At 49.0% G+C, this 21686-nt stretch carries 16 protein-coding genes; 8 read left to right on the forward strand and 8 right to left on the reverse strand.

From position 1 onward, the window contains the following. Positions 1-69: 69 nt before the first annotated feature. From DWZ03_RS04320 to DWZ03_RS04335, 4 genes are all read right to left on the reverse strand, one after another. Entirely contained in the window at positions 70-1359 is a 1290-nt protein-coding gene (locus DWZ03_RS04320; RefSeq protein WP_120128963.1) for a M16 family metallopeptidase, read from the reverse strand. A gap of 12 nt (positions 1360-1371) precedes the next feature. Further along, positions 1372-2127: a 3-deoxy-manno-octulosonate cytidylyltransferase gene (gene kdsB, locus DWZ03_RS04325; RefSeq protein ID WP_016273726.1), complete on the reverse strand. Its 756-nt coding sequence runs from the start codon at positions 2125-2127 to the stop codon at positions 1372-1374. Positions 2128-2209: 82 nt separating this feature from the next. Further along, positions 2210-2575: a 2-amino-4-hydroxy-6-hydroxymethyldihydropteridine diphosphokinase gene (locus DWZ03_RS04330; RefSeq protein WP_016273725.1), complete on the reverse strand. Its 366-nt coding sequence runs from the start codon at positions 2573-2575 to the stop codon at positions 2210-2212. Positions 2576-2645: 70 nt separating this feature from the next. Beyond that, positions 2646-4976, reverse strand: coding sequence for a transglycosylase domain-containing protein (locus DWZ03_RS04335; RefSeq protein WP_044467769.1), 2331 nt, complete (start codon positions 4974-4976; stop codon positions 2646-2648). 610 nt (positions 4977-5586) lie between these two features. Between DWZ03_RS04335 and pyrB the strand changes: the two genes are divergently transcribed. The 5 genes from pyrB (at position 5587) to glyA (ending at position 9745) form a co-directional block, all read left to right on the forward strand. Next, positions 5587-6513 (forward strand): aspartate carbamoyltransferase, encoded by a 927-nt coding sequence (gene pyrB, locus DWZ03_RS04340; protein ID WP_025833804.1) that lies wholly within the window; start codon positions 5587-5589, stop codon positions 6511-6513. A 36-nt stretch (positions 6514-6549) separates the two neighbouring features. Further along, the gene (pyrI, locus tag DWZ03_RS04345) at positions 6550-7005 is read left to right on the forward strand and encodes an aspartate carbamoyltransferase regulatory subunit (RefSeq protein ID WP_120128966.1); all 456 of its coding nucleotides are present in this window, start codon (positions 6550-6552) and stop codon (positions 7003-7005) included. Beyond that, positions 7002-7568 (forward strand): flavin reductase family protein, encoded by a 567-nt coding sequence (locus tag DWZ03_RS04350; protein WP_005829084.1) that lies wholly within the window; start codon positions 7002-7004, stop codon positions 7566-7568. Before pyrI ends, DWZ03_RS04350 begins: the two co-directional genes overlap by 4 nt. Positions 7569-7591: 23 nt before the next feature. Continuing rightward, positions 7592-8362 carry a porin family protein gene (locus DWZ03_RS04355; RefSeq protein WP_005837005.1) on the forward strand — a complete coding sequence of 257 codons (771 nt, stop codon included), beginning with the start codon at positions 7592-7594 and terminating at the stop codon, positions 8360-8362. A gap of 102 nt (positions 8363-8464) precedes the next feature. Next, positions 8465-9745 (forward strand): serine hydroxymethyltransferase, encoded by a 1281-nt coding sequence (gene glyA / locus DWZ03_RS04360; RefSeq protein WP_005829088.1) that lies wholly within the window; start codon positions 8465-8467, stop codon positions 9743-9745. A 105-nt stretch (positions 9746-9850) separates the two neighbouring features. On the opposite strand, the gene DWZ03_RS04365 is transcribed toward glyA, so the two are convergent. From DWZ03_RS04365 to DWZ03_RS04375, 3 genes are all read right to left on the reverse strand, one after another. Then, on the reverse strand, positions 9851-11521 hold the full coding sequence (locus DWZ03_RS04365; protein ID WP_044467770.1) for a formate--tetrahydrofolate ligase: 1671 nt from the start codon (positions 11519-11521) through the stop codon (positions 9851-9853). Between the two features lie 88 nt (positions 11522-11609). Next, the gene (locus DWZ03_RS04370; RefSeq protein WP_117748782.1) at positions 11610-12284 is read right to left on the reverse strand and encodes an ABC transporter ATP-binding protein; all 675 of its coding nucleotides are present in this window, start codon (positions 12282-12284) and stop codon (positions 11610-11612) included. Between the two features lie 19 nt (positions 12285-12303). Next, on the reverse strand, positions 12304-14724 hold the full coding sequence (locus tag DWZ03_RS04375; protein WP_117748783.1) for an ABC transporter permease: 2421 nt from the start codon (positions 14722-14724) through the stop codon (positions 12304-12306). A 261-nt stretch (positions 14725-14985) separates the two neighbouring features. Here DWZ03_RS04375 and DWZ03_RS04380 point away from each other — a divergent pair, with 261 nt between their 5' ends. Then, on the forward strand, positions 14986-16392 hold the full coding sequence (locus DWZ03_RS04380) for a sigma-54-dependent transcriptional regulator (protein WP_117748784.1): 1407 nt from the start codon (positions 14986-14988) through the stop codon (positions 16390-16392). Then, positions 16389-17726, forward strand: a complete 1338-nt coding sequence (locus tag DWZ03_RS04385) for a sensor histidine kinase (RefSeq protein ID WP_117748785.1) — start codon at positions 16389-16391, stop codon at positions 17724-17726. The genes DWZ03_RS04380 and DWZ03_RS04385 overlap by 4 nt, the downstream gene beginning before the upstream one ends. Here DWZ03_RS04385 and DWZ03_RS04390 read toward each other — a convergent pair. Next, positions 17719-19872 (reverse strand): outer membrane beta-barrel protein, encoded by a 2154-nt coding sequence (locus DWZ03_RS04390; protein WP_120129108.1) that lies wholly within the window; start codon positions 19870-19872, stop codon positions 17719-17721. The genes DWZ03_RS04385 and DWZ03_RS04390 overlap by 8 nt on opposite strands. Before the next feature lie 201 nt (positions 19873-20073). Here DWZ03_RS04390 and DWZ03_RS04395 point away from each other — a divergent pair, with 201 nt between their 5' ends. Continuing rightward, positions 20074-21645 (forward strand): sensor histidine kinase, encoded by a 1572-nt coding sequence (locus DWZ03_RS04395; RefSeq protein ID WP_120128968.1) that lies wholly within the window; start codon positions 20074-20076, stop codon positions 21643-21645. Positions 21646-21686: the final 41 nt, after the last annotated feature.

The following is a 21686-nucleotide window of genomic DNA, read 5'->3' on the forward strand; positions in this document are numbered from 1 at the left end:
GATAATTGATAGTTGATAATTGACAAAGGTAGGATTTATCCGGTAAAATGATGCGATAACTCCCGCTTTTTATGACATTTTTTTGCCGCACACTATTTCTTTTAATTTCTCTTTGCATAAATGCCGCCCTGCAAGTTCACGGATTTCTTGTGGAGTAACCTCCTTGACAGCATCCAGTGCTTCGGCAAAGTAGGTATCCTGCAAGCCCGATACCTGCACAAAAATCCAGGCATCTGCCAGCGAGAATGCAGATTCATAACTACGGCACATGTCTCCCAACATATAGTTCTTCACCATGGAAAGCTCTCCATCGGAAGCCAGCTCGTTCTGAAGGCGGTCTATTTCATGATAGACCTCACCGATAAGAGGCTCCACAAATTCGTTGGCGGCTTCGGCACTGACCGCCAACACTCCCTGCCCCGGATAGGGCATGATGGCTGCGGAGATACCGTATGTGTATCCTTTATCTTCCCGGATATTGGACATCAGGCGACTGCCAAAATAACCCCCGAACAGTGTGACCAGTACGCGGGCCTTCAAGTAGTCCGGATGATTACGGTCCAGGGAAAGCATGCCCATACGGACGGCACTTTGCAGGGCGTCCGGACGTTCGATGAAGATACGTTTTCCGGAAGCGGTAACCGGATGGAATTCTGTCTTCTCCGGTTTGCGGAAATCCGTACCGAAAGCCTCGCAGCCAAACAAGGACTCTATCCTGCGGATACAATCGTCGGTTACCTTGCCCGAGAGGTAGATGCTGCAATTATTGGAATGATAATAACGGTCATAAAACTCGCGTAGCACAGCAGGGGTGATACGCCGATAATCCTCTTCCTGCACCAGACGTCCGCCGGGATGCTGCCCGCCGTACAGAGCCTTCACCAATCCGCGGTGCGCCAGAAAGTCCACCTTGGAAGAGTTGACAAGAAACTGCTGGATATTATTGTCTACAATCACTCCCAGCTCTTTCTCGGGAAATACCGGCTCTTTGACGATAGATTCCAATACATCAAGCGTTTGGGGAAGGTATTTATTCAGAGAATAAAGGGTGACATAGGCATACTCGGATGCACTGGACAATTCCAGCCAGGCTCCATAATAGTCCAGCTTTTCCGCTATCCGGGCGGCATCGTAGCGTCGGGTGCCCTCGCGAAGCATGCGGTTCGTAAACAACGCCTGCAAGGGCTGTTTCTGTTGCCATCGGCCGCCTGCCATGAGGAGATCGATACGTGTCACTTCATTGTCACCGGCATTGAGCACGCTCAATGGTACGCCATTAGGCAACTTGATACGTTCCGGCCTTTGCACCACCAGTTGTTCCGGTTCGAGAATCCGGGGTTGGTCACTTCGGTTCAGCATGGGCTTTCTAGTTTACAGCCCATGGCTTTTAAGAAATTCTTCTGCCCGTTCCAAATCTTGAGGAGTATCTATGCCGATAGTTTCCACATCCGTGATACCTGCTTTGATAGTGTATCCGTTTTCCAACCAACGAAGCTGTTCCAATGATTCGGCAATCTCGAGGGATGACTGCGGAAGGGCGGTTATCTCTTTCAGTACCTCTACGCGATAGGCATAAAGGCCGATATGCTTATAATACGTATGGTTCTTCAGCCAGTCTTCCTTCGCCGCATTGCGCTGGTAGGGAATGATGGAACGGCTAAAATAGAGGGCATTCCTGTTTTTGTTGAGCACAACCTTCGGAGAGTTCACATTTTCCAGTGCCTCGAAACCATTATCTACCGTAAAGGGTTTCACCAGAGTGGCTATCTGGGTGGCCGGATCGTCGAAACATGCTTTGACGGCTTGTAACTGCGAAGGCTGGATGAAAGGCTCATCCCCCTGGATATTCACCACGACATCAAACTGTCCTCCTATTTTTGTACAAGCTTCCTGACAGCGGTCGGTGCCGCTTTTATGTTCGGTGGAAGTCATTACCACCTTTCCTCCGAATGCTTTTACTGCGGCTTCAATACGCTCATCGTCCGTAGCCACGTATGCATCGTCCAAGATTCCTGCCACTTGCTCGTATACTCGCTGTATCACGGTTTTTCCACCTAACACCGCCAATGGTTTGGCTGGAAAACGCGTAGATGCGTAACGGGCAGGTATGATTCCTAAAAATTTCATTTTCAATCTTCGTTTTTTAAAATGAGAGTGTATCCGAAAGTGTTCATATACTATCGACACATCTCCTTATATTCTTTATTAATTATAACAGTTGTTTCAATCCTCGCAGGATATAATCACGTTTCAAATCTTTTGGCTTATAGACAGTCCCGTCACAAGACAACAAGTCTATATCCAGCCGTACAATTTCCTGCTCCTTCTCCTCGGGCTTCCTTCCGGCTTCCCGTTCGATGGCTTTCAGGCAGGCGGTGACTTCCTCTACCGGATTATCGGAAGCAAAGCATGCCACCTGATTGGAGAACAGATTCGGACGGTGAAAGAACAAAGGTGCCGTCTCCTCCTCTTCCGAGAAACGTATTCCCGAAAAAAGTTCCGTCAAGCGTCTGCGAGCCAGTTCCATGTTCTCCCTCCGCTGCTCGTTGCTCCCAATACTAATCGTATAATCCATTTTTTAAGGTGAAAGGGGAAAAGGTGAAAATTGAAAGTTTACCTTTCCACTTTCAATTTTCACCTTTCAACTAATTAAACAGTTCGTCGAGTCCCTCTATCGGTTCTTCTATATGGGTGTCTCCTTCCAGATTCACATCATCCTTGCACGGGTCATAGCCTTCGGGCAACTGGAATGTTTCATTTTCATCATATCCCAGAGATTTGTCACCGAGCACTTTCACCATGTATTTGGTCCAGATAGGCAATGCCATGGAAGCACCTTGTCCGTGAAGCATCGTATCGAAGTGGATGTCGCGGTCCTCACCGCCCACCCAGCAACCGGACACAAGCGAAGGCGTGAAGCCCATAAACCAGCCGTCGGCATTGTAGTTCGTCGTTCCGGTCTTGCCGCCCATGTCGGCTTTCACACCCAGACGGCGCACACGGCCTCCGGTACCTTCGTTGACAACGGCACGCAGCATGACCAGCATCTTGTAAGCGCTGGATACGCTGATGACTTCCTGCATTTCGGGAGCAAAGGTTGCCAGCACGTTTCCGTCGTTGTCCTCGATGCGGGTCACGAACAGCGGAGCTACCCGGATACCCTTGTTGGGGAATGCGGTATAGGCACTTACCATCTCGCCGACGGAAATCTCGCACGGGCCCAGACAGAGTGAAACGGAAGGTACTATATCACGGTTGCGGACACCGAAAGTATGTATAAGACGTTTCAGATTATAGGGATTCAGCTTGCTCATGAGATAGGCCGTAATCCAGTTGTCCGAGTTTGCCAGCCCCCACTTCACAGTCACCATGTCACCAATCAGCTTTTTGTTGGCATTACGCGGCGTCCACGGTTTTCCGTTTTCATCAATCAGCGTGTATTCCACGTGGCGCACTTCGTCGCAGGGAGAAAAACCGTTCTCCATAGCCAATGTATAAAGGAAAGGCTTGATGGTAGAACCTACCTGGCGGCGTCCCACCATGGCCATATCGTACTGGAAGTAATGGTAGTTCGGTCCGCCTACGTATGCCTTGACATGTCCGCTGCGCGGGTCCATGGACATGAAACCGGCACGAAGGAAGAACTTGTAGTAACGGATGGAATCCATCGGGGTCATAATGGTGTCTTTCTCCCCTTCCCAACTGAATACGGACATCTCCTCCGGGGTATCGAAGGCTTTCTTTATTTCAGCTTCGGTGGCTCCGGCTTTCTTCATGAGGCGGTAGCGGTCGGACAACCTCATGGCACGTCCCAGAATCTCGTCCACCTGCTCCTGGGTCAGACGGAAGGTGTAGGGAGCTTTCTTGGCCCCTTTCTTTTCCTTGAAGAAGTAACCTTGCAGTTCCTTCAGATGCTCTGTCACGGCATCCTCGGCATACTGCTGCATACGCGAGTCGAGCGTGGTATAGATTTTCAGCCCGTCGGTGTAGAGGTTGTATTTGGTACCGTCTTTCTTGGTGTTCTTTTCGCACCATCCAAAGAGCGGATTGTTCTCCCAATCAAGTGAATCCTCGTAGTATTTCTGCATCTGCCAACCGCGGTAGTTGGCCTTGTCGGGCTTCTTGGCGGTGAGCACGCCGCGCAGGTATTCGCGGAAATAAGTGGCCAACCCTTCCTTGTGGTCCACACGGTTGTACTTCAGTTTCAGAGGCAACGCCTGGAGGGAGTCGCGCTCGGCTTCCGTAATATATCCCGCTTTCCGCATCTGGTCGAGCACCACATTGCGCCGTCCGCGGGAACGTTCATTGTAGCGCACCGGATTATAGAGAGACGGATTCTTGCACATGCCCACCAACGTAGCCGCTTCCTCAATCTTCAAATCTTTCGGTTCGCAACCGAAGTAGGTAAAGGCAGCAGTCTTGATGCCTACCGCATTGTTCAGGAAATCGAACTTGTTGAGATACATGGTGAGGATTTCCTCTTTTGTATAGTAACGTTCCAGCTTTACGGCAATCACCCATTCGATAGGCTTCTGGAACAGACGTTCCATCACATTGTCGGCACTGGGAGAATAAAGCTGTTTGGAAAGCTGCTGGGTGATGGTACTGCCACCGCCGGCATTCTTCTGCATCAGGATACCGCGCTTCACTACGGCACGCGTCAGGGCGTAGGCGTCAATGCCCGAATGTTCGGCAAAACGTACATCTTCCGTAGCTATCAAGGCGTTAATGATATTGGGCGACAAATCATTGTATCCCACAAACACGCGGTTTTCCTTACTATAGGAATAAGTACCCAATACTTTTCCGTCCTCGGAAAAGACTTCTGTGGCAAATTTGTAATTCGGATTTTCCAGGTCTTCCACCGGAGGCATATAGCCTATCCAGCCCTTGGCTATGGAAAAGAATATAAAGACACACACCAGCGAAATCAGTGCGATGAAAATCCATAGGATTTTGACGACTTTCCTTATCATGTTTCAGTTACTAAAATCAAAGTTCAATAATAGGGCAAAGGTACGGAAATATATTGGATGTGCCTATGCTTTTTATATCTTTTTCAGGATAAGATTTCCGGCATCCACAAAAAAAACGCCCGTTTATTTTAATGGAAACTCTCAGTGAAATGCAAAACGATTGCAAAACAATTAGAAAACTTGAAGAAAGAATCGGAAAGGAAAAATACATCGTAATGAGCTATAATACAGATTGGGACAACGAAAACTTGCCCTCGCGCGCGTAAGAGGAGATAAGATAAGAAGAGAAGAGAAAAAACGACGTTGTCGTTAAAAAGAACGACGGCGACGGCGTAAAGAGATACCACACTTCACTGTCCGGAATGCCACACTTCGACAAGGCAAACACCGCACTTGACTAAGGCAAATGCCACACTTGAACATTCGCGAAATGCGGCATTTACTTTGTCGAAGTGTGGCATTTCGGATGATGAAGTGTGGCATTCCGGACAACAAGCCACACGGTTAAAAAAACAGCCCATATTTCGCAAAAAACTTCCCCGCATATTTCCGTAGCCCGCATATTTTCCGTAACTTTACACTCTCGAAAAGTATAAATGAATTCAACGATATGGAAAACAGAAGTTTAGTCACCATTGCCGAGCATAGCCGGGAAAAAATCCTCTATATGCTCGAGATGGCGAAAGAGTTTGAAGCCCATCCCAATCGGCATATATTGGACGGGAAAGTAGTTGCCACCTTATTTTTCGAGCCTTCCACCCGTACACGCCTCAGTTTCGAGACTGCCGCCAACCGGCTTGGAGCACGTGTCATCGGGTTCAGCGACCCAAAGGCCACCAGCTCATCCAAGGGCGAGACGCTGAAAGACACCATCAAGATGGTGAGCAACTATGCCGACATCATCGTGATGCGCCACCACCTCGAAGGGGCCGCACGCTATGCCAGTGAAGTCACCACCGTGCCCATTGTGAATGCCGGAGACGGTGCCAACCAGCATCCCTCACAAACCATGCTCGACCTCTACTCCATCTACAAGACGCAAGGCACGCTGGAGAATCTGAATATCTTCCTGGTCGGCGACTTGAAGTATGGCCGTACCGTCCACTCCCTGCTGATGGCCATGCGCCACTTCAACCCCACTTTCCACTTCATCGCTCCCGACGAGTTGCGGATGCCCGAAGAATACAAAATCTACTGCCGCGAGCACAACATCAAGTACGTGGAACATACGGACTTTACGGAAGAAATCATCGCTGATGCCGATATCCTCTACATGACCCGTGTGCAGCGCGAGCGCTTCACCGACCTTATGGAGTACGAGCGGGTGAAGAATGTCTACATCCTGCGCAACAAGATGCTGGAACATACCCGTCCCAACCTGCGCATCCTGCATCCGCTACCCCGTGTCAACGAAATAGCCTATGATGTGGACGACAATCCCAAGGCATACTATTTCCAGCAGGCACAAAACGGACTGTATGCCCGTGAAGCTATTCTGTGCGATGTACTGGGCATCACGCTGGATGACATCAAATAACGTAAACAAGTGGAAAACTGAAAGTTGAAAAAAGAAATGAAGAAACAAGAATTGCAAGTGGCCGCCTTGGAAAACGGCACTGTAATAGACCATATCCCCTCTGAGAGACTGTTTACCGTAGTCTCGCTGCTCGGACTGGAACACATGAGCAACAATATCACCATCGGCTTCAACCTCAAAAGTGGCAAGCTGGGTACAAAAGGCATCATCAAGATTGCCGATAAGTTCTTCTGCGACGAAGAGATAAACCGCATTGCCGTGGTAGCTCCCAACGTGAAGCTGAACATTATCCGCGACTACGAAGTGGTGGAGAAACGCGAAGTCCGTCTGCCCGAAGAGCTGCGCGGAATCGTGAAATGCGCCAATCCCAAATGCATCACGAACAACGAGCCGATGCCTACGTTGTTTCATGTAGTAGACAAGGACAACTGCGTCATCAAGTGCCATTACTGCGAAAAGGAGCAGACCAGAGAAGATATTGAGATTATATGAAAGAAGACTGGAAACCCGGAACCATGATTTATCCGCTGCCTGCCGTATTGGTGAGCTGCGGAAGCACTCCGGAGGAATATAACATTCTGACTATCGCATGGACGGGGACGATTTGTACGAACCCGCCCATGTGCTACATCTCCGTACGCCCCGAACGCCACTCCTACGACATCATCAAGCGGAATATGGAATTCGTCATCAACCTCACCACGAAAGATATGGCACGGGCCACGGACTGGTGTGGCGTACGCTCCGGAAAGGACTACAACAAATTCGAGGAAATGCATCTGACACCGGGGAAAAGCACCGTAGTCAGCGCGCCTCTTATCGAGGAATCACCGCTTTGCATAGAATGCCGGGTAAAGGAGATTATGGCTCTCGGTTCGCACGACATGTTTATAGCAGATGTGGTAAATGTCCGTGCCGATACCCGTAATCTGAACCCTGAAACCGGCAAACTGGAACTGGCGGAAACGAATCCGCTGGTCTATGTGCACGGCGGATATTATGAGCTGGGAGAAAAGATAGGCAAATTCGGATGGTCAGTAGAGAAAAAGAAGTAATAATGCGATAAAGGTTTTAAGAGATGGAGTTGCGACGAATCTTGATGGGCTTATATCTGTTGGCCTTCCCCGCCATGATGTGGGGACAGACTCCGGTTGTGCCCGGTACTGCCGACGAAGAGCATTCCGGACACCGCAAGGAAACTCCGGTCAATTTCGGTTTCAAAGGCGGTTTCACCTCTTCCTTGTTCCTTGTATCCCAGTTCAGCGTCAACGGAGTGCCCATCGACGAAGTGCAGAACAATTACAAGATAGGATATTTCGGCTCCCTTTTCATGCGGATAAACTTCGACCGCCATTTCCTGCAACCGGAAATATCCTACAACATCAACCGGTGCAACATCACCTTCGAGAAACCTCTGCCCGAAGACGCCGCATCAGGAGCCCGGCCGGAGGAAGCCTCCATTACATCGTCCATCCACAGTATAGACATCCCCGTCATCTACGGATACAACTTCATCAAGGAGGGGCCGTACAGCCTTGCCGTCTTTGGAGGACCCAAAGTGCGCTATATATGGGACAGGAAAAGTGACATCGACTTCGAGAATTTCGACCAGGTGAATATCCGTGAAAGGCTGCGTCCGCTCAATCTCAGTTTCACCGTCGGCGTATCCGTCACCATCTCACGCGTCTTTTTCGACTTCCGTTACGACATGGGGCTGCACAACATCTCCAAGAGCGTGACATACGATATTCCGGCCGACAACAACGCTGCTGACGAAAACACGAAAAACGAAATTCGTTTTCACCGCAGGGACAATGTGCTGAGTTTTTCTTTCGGAGTGTTCTTTTGACAGTAAATTTCTTCCTTTTCTTTCAATTTATTCATTTATTTCCCGTAAATTTGTGCGCTTAATAAGAGAACACAGATTTATCAAACTTATCTAATAAGCAGAATGAAAAGAGATGATTTAATTTTCGAACTTATCGAAAAAGAACACCAACGTCAGCTCAAAGGCATTGAACTGATTGCATCAGAGAACTTTGTAAGTGACCAGGTTATGCAGGCAATGGGCTCCTGCCTCACCAACAAGTATGCTGAAGGATACCCCGGCAAGCGTTACTATGGTGGTTGTGAGGTAGTAGACCAGAGTGAGCAGATTGCCATCGACCGCTTGAAACAGATTTTCGGCGCAGAATGGGCCAACGTACAGCCGCACTCCGGTGCACAAGCCAATGCAGCCGTATTCCTCGCCGTGCTCAATCCGGGCGACAAATTCATGGGACTGAACCTTGCACACGGCGGTCACCTCTCCCATGGCTCACTGGTCAACACTTCCGGTATTATCTATACTCCCTGCGAATACAATCTGAACCAGGAAACCGGACGTGTGGACTATGACCAGATGGAAGAAGTTGCCCTGCGCGAGAAACCCAAAATGATTATCGGCGGCGGTTCTGCTTATTCCCGCGAATGGGACTACAAGCGCATGCGCGAAATCGCGGACAAGATAGGTGCCATCCTAATGATTGACATGGCTCATCCTGCCGGACTGATTGCAGCCGGTGAACTGGATAACCCCGTGAAATATGCCCACATCGTGACCTCCACTACCCACAAGACTCTGCGTGGTCCTCGTGGTGGCGTTATCATGATGGGTAAGGACTTCCCCAACCCCTGGGGCAAGAAAACTCCGAAGGGAGAAATCAAGATGATGTCCCAGTTGCTGGATTCAGCCGTATTCCCCGGTATCCAAGGTGGTCCGCTGGAACATGTCATCGCAGCCAAAGCCGTTGCCTTCGGCGAAATCCTGCAACCGGAATGGAAAGAATATGCCAAGCAGGTGAAGAAAAACGCCGCTGTCTTGGCACAAGCCTTGATAGACCGTGGCTTCACCATCGTTTCCGGCGGTACGGACAACCACTCCATGCTGGTGGACCTGCGCAGCAAATATCCCGATTTGACCGGTAAGGTTGCCGAGAAGGCGTTGGTATCTGCCGACATCACCGTAAACAAAAACATGGTTCCGTTTGACAGCCGCTCGGCTTTCCAGACTTCCGGTATCCGTCTGGGTACTCCTGCCATCACAACCCGTGGTGCCAAGGAAGACCTGATGCTCGAAATTGCCGAGATGATTGAAACCGTTCTGTCCAACGTAGACAACGAACAAGTCATCGCAGAGGTACGTGCACGCGTCAATGCGAAGATGAAAGAATACCCGCTGTTTGCTTATTAATAAGCAAACAGAATTAAAAATTAAAGGCTGCGCAATGTTCGCTTTGAACTGCGCAGCCTTTAATTTTTAATTCTTAATTTTTAATTCTAAACGCGCTCCGCGCGTTTAGCTCAGCCCTTCTATATTTCCGTCCACAATATCAATGTGTTCGGCTTGTGGTTTCTTGGGTAATCCCGGCATACGGAGAATTTCACCGGCGATGGCTACAATCATTTCCGCACCGTTATTGACCACAATATCCTTGATGTGGAACTCAAAGTTGTTGACTGCACCATATATCTTCGGGTCGGCAGAGAAGGAGTACTGCGTCTTGGCAATACAGACGGGGTAATGGCTGATACCCATCTGCTCTATCAGTTTGATAACCTTGCGGGAGTGGAGACTGTAAGTCACTACGCTTGCCCCGTAGAGGTTGCAGGCTACCTTTTCTATTTTACGTTCCACGCAATCGCTCTCTTCGTAGGTGAAGGTCAGCGGTTCGGATGGTTTGTTCTCGATAGTATCTACTACCAGATTGGCAAGGTCAACGGCTCCCTCTCCTCCTTTGGCAAAGGCGTTGTTCACGGCAAAACCTACCTCAAGCTTTTCTTCGCAATGGCAGCGGATAGCTTCCACCTCCTCGTCCGTATCACTGGCAAAACGGTTGAATGCCACGATGACCTGCTGGCCGAATGAACGCAAATTGCGTACATGCTTGTCCAGATTGCCGAAGCCCTCTTTCAGTCCTTCCATATTGGGTTCCTTGATGCGGTCCAGACTGACGCCGCCATGCATCTTCAATCCTTGTGCGGTAGCAACGATTATCGTCAACTTGGGCTGTAGGCCGCTCTTGCGGCACTTGATGTTGTAAAACTTCTCCGCACCCAGGTCAGCCCCGAAACCGGCTTCCGTCACTACATAATCGCCGAATGTCATGGCCATTTTTGTGGCAAGAATGGAGTTGCAACCATGGGCAATATTTGCGAACGGTCCTCCATGAACAAAAGCAGCAGAGCCTTCGGTAGTCTGTACCAAGTTGGGGTTGATAGCATCTTTCAGCAGAACAGTAATGGCACCGGCTACTCCTAACTCTTTCACAGTGAATGGAGTACCATCAAAACGAAATCCCAAGATAATGTTTTCGATGCGGCGGCGGAGGTCATCAAGGTCTGTTGCCAAGCAAAGAATGGCCATAATTTCGGAAGCCGGAGTAATGTCGAAGCCCGACTCCTCGGTAATGCCGTTAGTGCTCGGACCCAATCCGGTGACAATACTGCGCAAGGAACGATCGTTTACATCGAGTACACGCCGCCAGATGATTTCTTTCAGTCCGAAGCCGTCCGCCTGATGTTGGTACAAATAATTGTCGAGCAAGGCGGAAATCATGTTGTGTGCCGAAGTAATGGCGTGAAAGTCGCCCGTAAAGTGCAGGTTTATCTTCTCCATGGGCAGCACCTGGGCATATCCTCCACCGGCGGCACCGCCTTTCATGCCGAAACAAGGACCCAAAGAGGGTTCGCGCAGAGCGACAATTGCCTTTTTGCCTATCTTGTTCAGTCCGAGTGCCAGACCGATGGATACGGTTGTTTTACCGATACCCGCCTTTGTCGCAGTAATTGCCGTCACCAGTATCAGATTACTTTTCTTCACCTTCTCTTCATCAATCAGATGAGTGGGAATCTTGGCTATGTATCGTCCATAGTTCTCTACCTCATCACGTGGGATATCCACACTTTCGGCAACCTGCTTTATCTTCTTCAGCTCTATGCTGCGGGCTATTTCAATGTCCGATTTCATACAGAGTCTTTTCTTTAGATAACAACTTTAATGTTTTGAAAGTTGCAAAAGTACGAAAAATCCCCGATTATTCCATCTGTATTTGATACTAAGAATAGCTTTCCGTCAGTATACATCCATCCATCATCCGGACAATCCTTCCCGCTTCGCGGGCATTCTCCTCCGAGTGAGTCACCATCACCACAGTGGCGCCTTCACTGTTCAGTTCTTTCAGCAACGCCATCACTTCGTTGCCGTTGATAGAATCCAGGTTACCCGTAGGCTCGTCGGCAAGAATGAGATGGGGATTGGTAACAATGGCACGGGCAATGGCAACGCGCTGTTGCTGCCCCCCCGAAAGCTGCTGCGGATAATGCTCCGTGCGGTGTGCAATCTGCATCCGTTCCAAAGCACAATTTACACGCTCCACACGCTCGCGAACGGGGACTCCGGCATAAAGCAGAGGTAATTCTACGTTTTCAAAAACCGTCAGTTCGTCTATCAAGTTGAAACTCTGGAAGACGAATCCGATGTTTCCATTACGTAAGTCTGTACGACTGTTCTCCGAGAAGCGGGACACCTCCTGCCCGAGGAACCAAAGTTCGCCCGATGTCGGATTGTCCAGCAATCCCAGTATATTCAATAAGGTGGACTTGCCGCATCCGGACGGCCCCATGATTGCCACAAACTCGCCCCGATTGATTTCAATATTCACCTCATTCAAGGCTGTGGTCTGCACATTCTCCGTGCGGAAGATTTTACTGAGTCCGATTGTCTTTATCATATATCTTTATTTTATGTTATCATTCATATCTCAATGATTTCACCGGATTCTGCGACGCCTTTCTCCATGTCTGCCCAATGACCGTCAGCAAAGCAATGCCTGCAATGACAGCACCCACTGCCACGAATAGCCACCAGCTGATTGGTGTCTGGTAGACAAACTCGCTGATCCAATGCCGCATGAAGAAATATCCCAAAGGGCAAGCTATGATGAAGGCAATCCCCACCCACTGCAAATATTCGCGGCAGAACATTTTCACGATACGGTCGGAATGTGCACCGTTCACTTTACGGATGCCAATTTCCTTGGTCCGTTGCTCTGTAGAGAGGGCAACCAGGCCAAACACTCCCATCATGGCTATGACGATGGCAAGCACTGTGAAGAACAGCAACATCTTGCTCTGCTGTTGCTCTTTGGCGTAGTTCTTGTTTAAGGCATCAGAAAAGAACTGATAACGAAATTCTTTCATAAAAAGCGGTGCCATCTCATCAAATTTCTGCTGTATGAATTTCAAAGTCTCCTTCTTGTTTTCGGGAGAGATTCTAATAAAAAGATATTGCATCTGTTCAGGTGAATAAAAGATAAAAGCAGGCCTTATCTTCTCACGCAAGGACTGGAAGTTGAAATCCTTCACCACCCCTACTATCCGATAATTAAAATGCCCCCACCAAGTATCCGTAAGGCGGAATTCCGTTCCGATAGGATCTGCCACCTTCATAGCCTTCCAGGCAGACTCATTGATTACGACGGTACGCTGTAGAGCGCCTCCACCCCAGTAGTTGTCATAATCTGCCTCCAGCGATTCCCCCTTTATCATCTCCAGGTTGAAAACCTTTATGAAATCATCGTCTGCAATGATAGGCACCATTTTCAAAGTATTCACCTTTCCATCCATATCTATCCATTCCGCTTCGCCCCCCTCTTTCTTTTCTCCGTTTTCATACAGATTTTCTATCGGGCTTCCCATTGCCACACTCTGCACATTGGGATTCTTCAGAATTTCCTGCCTAAAGTCATTGACATTGTACCACAGATTGGTATAGACCGTCACTACATTTTCTTTGTTCAAGCCCAAGTCCTTATTCTGCATAAAATACAGTTGCTTATAAACCAACATCGTAGCAAGCATCAAGGTGATGGTGATGATGAACTGTACGCATATCAGGCCTTTCAGCATCCCTCCCTTCTTACCGGTTTTCTTGCCCCCCTTGAATGCTATCAGCGGATTGACGGATGAAAGGTAGAATGCCGGATAGCTGCCTGCGACACACCCTATCCCAACAATGCCGAACAGGACATAAAGCACGACACTCCAACTCAAATTCAGTGATACTTCAGTACCCATTGCCTCATTGAAAAGAGGAAGCATCAGTTCCGTCAGAGCCAAAGCCAACCCCAAAGAGATGACAGCCTGCACCATACCTTCGGACAAGAACTGTGTAATCAACGTCTTGCGCTTGGCGCCTGTCACCTTGCGCACCCCTATCTCTTTGTAACGCATGGATGCCCTTGCCGTAGAGAGTGTCATAAAGTTGAATGCCCCCATAAAAATGACCAGGACAGCCAGTCCGATAAACAAATAGATGCTTGCCATACTGCCATGATTCTTTACATTGGGATCGGCAAAGTTTGTCTTCAGGTGAATATCCTTGATAGGCTGGAAACGAATCAGTGTATTCTTGTCTCCAAGCTTGGAAAATACCCGGCTCATCTCGCTGTGTTCTTTCGCATACATCTTTCCTGCATCTCCAAGTTTCATCTTGACGTAGACATGCTGATCCTCACGGAAAGTGTTACGATCGATACCATATGCTTTTGCAAAATTATCAAGGTCACAGAGTATATCAAAATAGATATGGCATTTGGAAGGAATCTTCACGACTGCCACCACTTTCTTTGCTTCCCAGCCATATAAATCGTCAGCCACTTCTTTCAATTTCTGCCCGATTGCCGCCGTGGCGCTGCCAAACAGTTTAATCGCCATCTTCTCGGATAACACAATGTAATTACCCTTTTTCATATCAGTAAGGTTACCCGCCATTACTTCAAATGGAAAAACTTGAAAAAAGGCCGTATCCGTATACACACGATATCCTGAAAGACTTTTTCCTTCACCAGTCTCCATGCTCCCTTCTCCGATATACTTGATGGCAGTGGCAGCCTCTACTTGTGGGAAGTTTTCTTTGAAGATTTCAGGCAAGGCGAGAACAGTACTGGATGACTCTGTTATTTCACCGGTTTGCTGCCGGACAACTTCTACTACCCGATAAATGCGGTCGGTATCGGGGTTATAATCTTCATAGGTCAGTTCGTTCACCACCCAAAGATAAATAAGAAATGCCGCCGCCATACCAAACACAAATCCCAGCATGTTGATGAGAGAAAAAAGCATGCTCCGTTCGATAAGACGGAGCGCCACTTTGATGTAATGTTGTATCATACCATTCTACTATTTTACAATGACGATAGAGCTTTTTTCGTTGCAAAGCTTATCTACGGATAATTCGCAACAACCATACCAAAACCGTAAGCATCTATTTATCAAATATTTAGTTTAAATCCACTTACATAAAAATGCACGGTATCGTACACCAAATGCACGCTTCCGTACACTGTACTTTCAAAAAGTTTCTGTACCTTTGCCCATATCTGTAAGGAGAAGATGTTTTTTAATCTCTATCTAATCACTTAATTATCCGCAATGAAAAAAGGCAAAATACTGATTGTCGATGACAATGAAGATATCCTTTTCACTCTGAAGCTGCTGTTGCGCCCACTGGCAGAAAGCGTCACGCTCCTTTCCGACCCTCGGGAATTACTTCCCGTCATTTCCCGTACTCGTTTCGACGTCATTCTGCTGGACATGAACTTCCGACGGGATGCCGTCAGTGGAAAGGAAGGATTCCACTGGCTGGAAGAGATTCTAAGGTTGGACGCAAAAGCCGTCGTCATCTTCATCACAGCCTATGCCGATACGGAAAAAGCCGTGCAAGCCATCAAACAAGGTGCTACAGACTTCATTCCAAAACCGTGGCAGAACGAAAAACTACTGGCCACCGTGTCTTCTGCCCTGCAACTAAGTTTCAGCCGTACGGAAGTGGAAGCCTTGAAGAAGCAAAAGGAAAAACTGAAGAAACAGCAGGAGACCTTGAAAGGACAAGCCGGAACTCTCTGCATTCCTGCCGAACCGACAAAAGTAATCGGGGAGTCGGCTGCCATGCACGCCATTTTCCAGACCATCCGCAAATTTTCCGACACAGACGCCAACCTCCTGCTACTGGGAGAAAACGGAACGGGAAAGGATTTGATTGCCAGATATGTCTACGAACAATCGCCCCGGAAAAAGGAAGTGTATGTGCCGATAGACTTGGGAAGCATCCCCGAAACATTGTTCGAAAGCGAGCTCTTCGGCTATGAAAAAGGAGCTTTTACCGATGCGCGCAACGGTAAACCGGGACGGATGGAAGTAGCTTCGGGAGGTACCTTGTTCCTCAACGAAATAGGCAATCTGAAACTGCCGCTACAAGCCAAACTGCTCTCAGTCATCGAGCAACGGAGAAGTTCACGGATCGGCTCCACCGCTTCTTATCCGGTGGATGTGCGGTTGATATGCGCTACCAATTCCGACCTATACGCAGCTATTGACAAGGGAGAATTCCGCCAAGACTTGCTGTACCGCATCAATACGATTGAAATCCGTATTCCTCCTCTGCGTGAACGGGGCAATGACTTATTCCTACTGGCCGATTTCTTTCTGCAACGCTACAAGAAGAAATACAGGAAAGACCTTCGTGGCATTTCAAAAGAAGCACGCAAGCAGATGCAGCTTTATCGCTGGCCGGGAAACGTAAGGGAATTGGAACATGCCATCGAACGTGCAGTAATTCTTTCCGGAAGTACACTGCTGACTGCGGAAGACTTCAACCTCCGGAACAGGCAATCACAAGAAGCGGTCTCCGAAAGGGAAAGATACAATATAGAACGGATGGAAAAAGAGAACATCAACGAAGTACTCCGCATCTGTGGCGGCAACATCACGCTGGCGGCAGAAATGTTAGGCATCACAAGAACATCACTCTACAGAAGAATCGAGAAATTTAAGCTATGAAACAAACCTGGACAAAATCTCCCCTCTGCCTGACAATGGCCTTGCTGCTATGCTGCATAACCACCGCCTGCCTTGCCCTTCATGGCTTCTACATCAGTTTATGCATCTCCATCCTGCTAACGCTGGGCGTAGCCTATGCCATCTACCGTTATATTCTGCGTTCAGCCCGGGCTATGGCACAATTCATATGGGCTGTACGTTATTCCGAATTTCTTTCTTCTCCGATACAAGGCTGTGAAAGCCAACGTTCGCTGCCGCCGGAACTGCTGGCAGAGATGCAGGAAGCATTGGAGCACTACCGCCGTAATCTGCAAAAGAAGGAGAGTCGGCTGCAATACTTCCAGGCACTTGCCAACCACATAGACATTGCCATACTGGTCTATACCCCGGACGGAACTATGGAGTGGATGAACGAAGCGGCCAAACGGCTCATCGGCTCAAATACCGACAATATAGCCCTCAAAGTACCCAAAAGGATCGACGACCTTCATCCTTTCCACTCCGAATTGCCCGGAAAATTGTATAAGCTCAAGGCCGGTGACCTATCTGTCCTGCAAATTAAACGGAAAGATGAGCATATCCAACTTGCCCTCTCAGGTATGGAATTTACCATTCAAGGCAGACAACTCATCATCGCCAGCATGAAGAACATACACTCTGCCCTGGACAGCCAAGAAACGGAGGCTTGGCAGAAACTGATCCGCGTACTGACGCATGAAATCATGAACTCCATCACCCCCATCATCTCTCTCACTGAACTGCTGTCCAGACAGATAGAAGAGCTGAAGGGCGATGAGGGAACCAAATCCGAAATACTCCAGATGCTCCAGACCATCAGCCGACGCGGCAACGGATTGGTACACTTTGTCGGCAACTACCGGGAGGTTTCCCATCTTCCACAGCCCTTACTGAAACCACACACCGCGCAGGATATTCTGCAAGATACCCTGCAACTTATGCAAAGTGAACGGAACGACTTACAGCTCTCGCTTCCCAGAAACTCCCTATGCATCATTGCAGACAAAGCCCAGATTGAACAGATCCTTATCAACCTCATAAAGAATGCCCGTGAAAACGAGGCAGAACATATCGTTCTTTCCTCAGGCATCACTTCCACTGACCACCCCTACCTGCGTGTGGCAGACGACGGGACCGGCATCGAACCGGATGTACTGGAACGTATCTTCATCCCTTTCTTTACTACCAAGCCATCCGGTTCAGGAATCGGGCTGACCATTTCACGACAAATCATGCACCAGCACAACGGAAACATCACTGTCAGCTCTCACCTTGGAGAAGGAAGTACCTTCACGCTGCTATTTCCATCTATTTGAACCGCGACGTATCCACCGCCTCCCGTTGCTTCTCCTTATATCCACCGAATTTATAAGTAAACGATACGCCGAATTCGCGGAAGCATGAGTAATGATTCGTCACATTCTGCGTCTGGAAGCGGATGCGGGGAGAAATCTGTCCCGTCTCAAAAATATCGTTGCAGTAGAGGTTGAGGATGGCTTTGTTCTTGGCAAAGCCGTAGCGCAGGGCAATATTCACATTGCCCGACGTAGGCAGGTCGTAGATGCCCTGAATGGCTTTACTATGCACAAATCCGGTCACCGTCAGCTTCAAGTCGGGTTTGGTGGAGAGAGTAAAAGTATTGTTCATCTGGGCAATGCCATAGCATTGCTTTCTGTCGAAAGGAATATCCCAGAAATCACCATCCTTTTCGCGATGCCACAAGCCGATGAGGGTAAGACGAGAATTCAACCAATTCTTCACCTTAAACGGTATAGAGGCTTGTATACCTGCTTGTTGCTGATAATCAAAATTGAGTGTCTTGTAGATTTCAACCAGACGTTCGGAGGATTGGTAGAGCGTCTGTACGGAGTAGTCCTTGGTATGATTGAACCAAGCGCTGAAGATGTATTTGCTCTTCAAAATATAGGTCATTTTAAGTTCATACTCTTGCGCCGGTTTCAGCAACGGATTACCATGCAGTTCGGAATATCCGCCGCCGATGTAAGAGACGGCATCCTGCACCGCCCAGTAGTCGGGATAGTCCTTGTCGCTGCTCAGAGAGAGCTGAAGGATATGTCCCGGTGCCGGCATATAGTTCAAGTTGACGATGGGATACCAGTCCCACTGGTTCCAGACGGGAGTCTTGTAATGCTCCACAGCCAGGGAAGCGTCCAAAGCGAGTTTGTCGCCGAAACTCTTGCTGAAACCTGCATAGATATTCCAGGTCTGTTCGCGGCGGCGGGACTTCATATTGCTTAAGGCATCTGAGGAGGTCAGTTGTTCGCCGGTTTCGGGGTCGTAATAATATTGGTAGCTGTTGTCGATGCTGGTAGTATAGATGGCTCCGTAATTCAAATCCCAACCTTTTCCCAGACTATGCTCCTGGGCCAGAAAGAATTTCCATCGGTTGATGCGTTGGCAATCTTCGGTGTAGAAGTCAAGTTCCTCATCCTGCATGCGGCTATGCAGCAACTGGTCGGACGGGGAACGGTAGTAGGTCAGTTCGGCACCGGCTTTGAGGCCGAAAGGGGTACGATAGTCCAGACGGCCGTTGTGCAGCCAGTCGGTGCTATTGCCATGAGTTGTGGACACCTGCGTGCCCGTCACGCCCGTCCAGTTGTGGGAGGTGGAATAGCCACCGTTATAGACGAAACTCAGCTGATGGTCCTTGGCGATGTTATAGTCCGCCCCTACCCTGAAATTATGGGTATGGCTGCGGCCACGGCCCACCTCATCTGTTGTCATGGGGTGAACCGAGCCGTCTGCCAGAGTGTGCACAGCCTCTTTGTCGGTAGTAGAGTAGCCCCGGCCATGACTGTGCGAGTAAAGAAAATCTGCTGAGAATTTATTTTTGCTGAAGAGCAGGCTGGCGCGTTCCTCAAAGCCTTCGTTATGCTTCTGGCGATACTTGGCATAGAGTTCGCCTTGCCAGGAGCCGGGGCCGCCTACCGATTGTTTCAAGGTGATATTGATAAGTGCGCCACGCACCTGGTAGCGTGCAGGGGCGTTGTACATCACTTCCGCCTTCTCTATGCGGCTGGCAGGGATGCTGCGCAGCAAGGCATAGAGCTGCCCTGTGCTGAGGGTGGTTACTTTACCGTCCAGGATAACGGTGACTCCCTGGCCTGCCAACTGCAGCCCGCCATTCATCTCGATGACGCCGGGAAGCTCTTTCACGGCATCGTAGGCATTGTCTACGGGGAGGTTCCGGATAAGGCGGGGCAGGTCGTACACCAGCTTGCCTTGCGCTGCCTTTACGATGGGGCGTTCACCGGTAATCATCACTTCCGGCAAGGTCTGATAAAGGCTGTCCAGACGGGCATCGGTCGTGATAAGGCTGTCGGCGCTGAGGATGCGGTTGTCGTCCGCACCGGAGGTGGTTGCAGTGCCGTTGTTCTCTTGTGCCGAAAGACTGATGCTCAAAGCACAGCATACAATAGGGAGTAAATAGAATCGTTTCATGTTCTTCTTTTTATTTATGTTTATATTCTTCTTCTGCAAATCTTCGTCTGCAAAGTACGGCAGAATCAGCAGAAACTTGTGTTATCAGCGGCTTACCAAGTGTTATCCAGTGTTATCGGGAGTGTTATTTAGTCTTATCGGATGATAGGGTTCACAATATTAATCTTACCTTTGTATGTATAAAAGTAACCGGAAACAAACATGAAACTGCCATTCAAATATATTGCCATACTTGTCATCGTCTCCCTGGCCGGCATCTTCGCCTACCAAGCCTACTGGCTGACGGGGCTCTACCATACCATGCACAGTGAAATGGAAAGGGACATCACCGAAGCCATGCGCATGAGCGACTATAACGAAATGATGATACGCGTGGATAAAATGAAGCAGGACGACATAAACCACGGTGAAGTCAGCGTATCAGCCGGATACAGCGATGACGGAAAATCATTTGTCCGTAGCAGTACCACCATCTCCCGTGAAGATTCTTTGGACAACACCACCCTGCACGAAACCTTCATGCCCAAAGGAGACAGTGTTTACGTGACCCACCCGAACGATTCAACCCGCGTGGAAGTCAGTGTCAGGGACTCGGACAGCTCTCCCCAATCCGCATTGAGTGCCAAAGGGGGACTGGATGTGATTTTGCGCGACCAAAACAGTATGCTGGAACTCGCCACCTACTTCCAGCGCGGACTGCATTCGGGACTGGACATCATTTCCGACCCCGACGTAGTGCTTTATGACAGCCTGCTGACTTCATTCCTGCATGACCGTAACATCAATCTTCCCCATAGGCTGCTACATCTTCACAAAGGCAGTAAATGGGACTCTACCATTCTCTATATAGATACATTGGTAAACATCGGTACCCCCGGCTATGTGCCTACCTCAAAAGCTGTGGAATATAATTATTCTTTCGACATCAATACAAGTCAAAGCTACCGTCTCATCATGGAACCGGTCGGCATGCTGGTTCTGCGGCAGATGTCGGGCATTCTCACCACGTCATTCATCATCTTGATTGTACTCGCTTTCTCCTTCTGGTTCTTGATACGCACCATCTTGAAACAGAAGACACTGGAAGAGATGAAGAGCGATTTCACCAACAACATCACCCACGAACTGAAAACCCCCATCGCCGTAGCATATGCCGCCAACGACGCTCTGCTCAACTTCAACCAAGCGGAGGAAAAGGCCCAGCGCGACAAATACCTGCGTATCTGCCAGGAACAGCTTCAGCGCCTCAGTGGACTGGTTGAACAGATACTTTCCATGAGTATGGAACGCCGCAGGACTTTCCGCCTGCACCCGGAGGAGTTTGCAATACGTGATATTCTGGAAACGCTCATCGAACAACACAAGCTGAAAGCGGAAAGCTCCGTCCACATATCGGTGGACATCGAACCGGAAGATTTGAGCGTACTTGCCGACCGTACGCATTTCAGCAACATCATCAGCAACCTGATAGACAACGCCATCAAATATTCGCACGGAGAAGCCGAAGTGGCCATCCATTGCCGCAAGGTAACCGTCGAAGGGCAGAATGAACAGACCGAAATCTCCGTCAGCGACCACGGTATCGGTATTGCTCCCGAGAAGCAGAAGCACATCTTCGACAAATTCTACCGCGTACCCACGGGTAATCTGCACGATGTGAAAGGCTATGGGCTGGGATTGTTCTATGTGAAGACCATGATAGAGAAGCATGGTGGCAGCGTATCGGTAAAGAGTGAGTTGGGAAAAGGAAGTACCTTTACGATAAGGATATGATAACATTATTTGTTAGGGTACTTTACATTACTTGTTAAGGA

Source organism: Bacteroides sp. AF29-11 (assembly GCF_003602895.1).
In the GTDB taxonomy this organism is placed as follows: domain Bacteria; phylum Bacteroidota; class Bacteroidia; order Bacteroidales; family Bacteroidaceae; genus Bacteroides; species Bacteroides uniformis.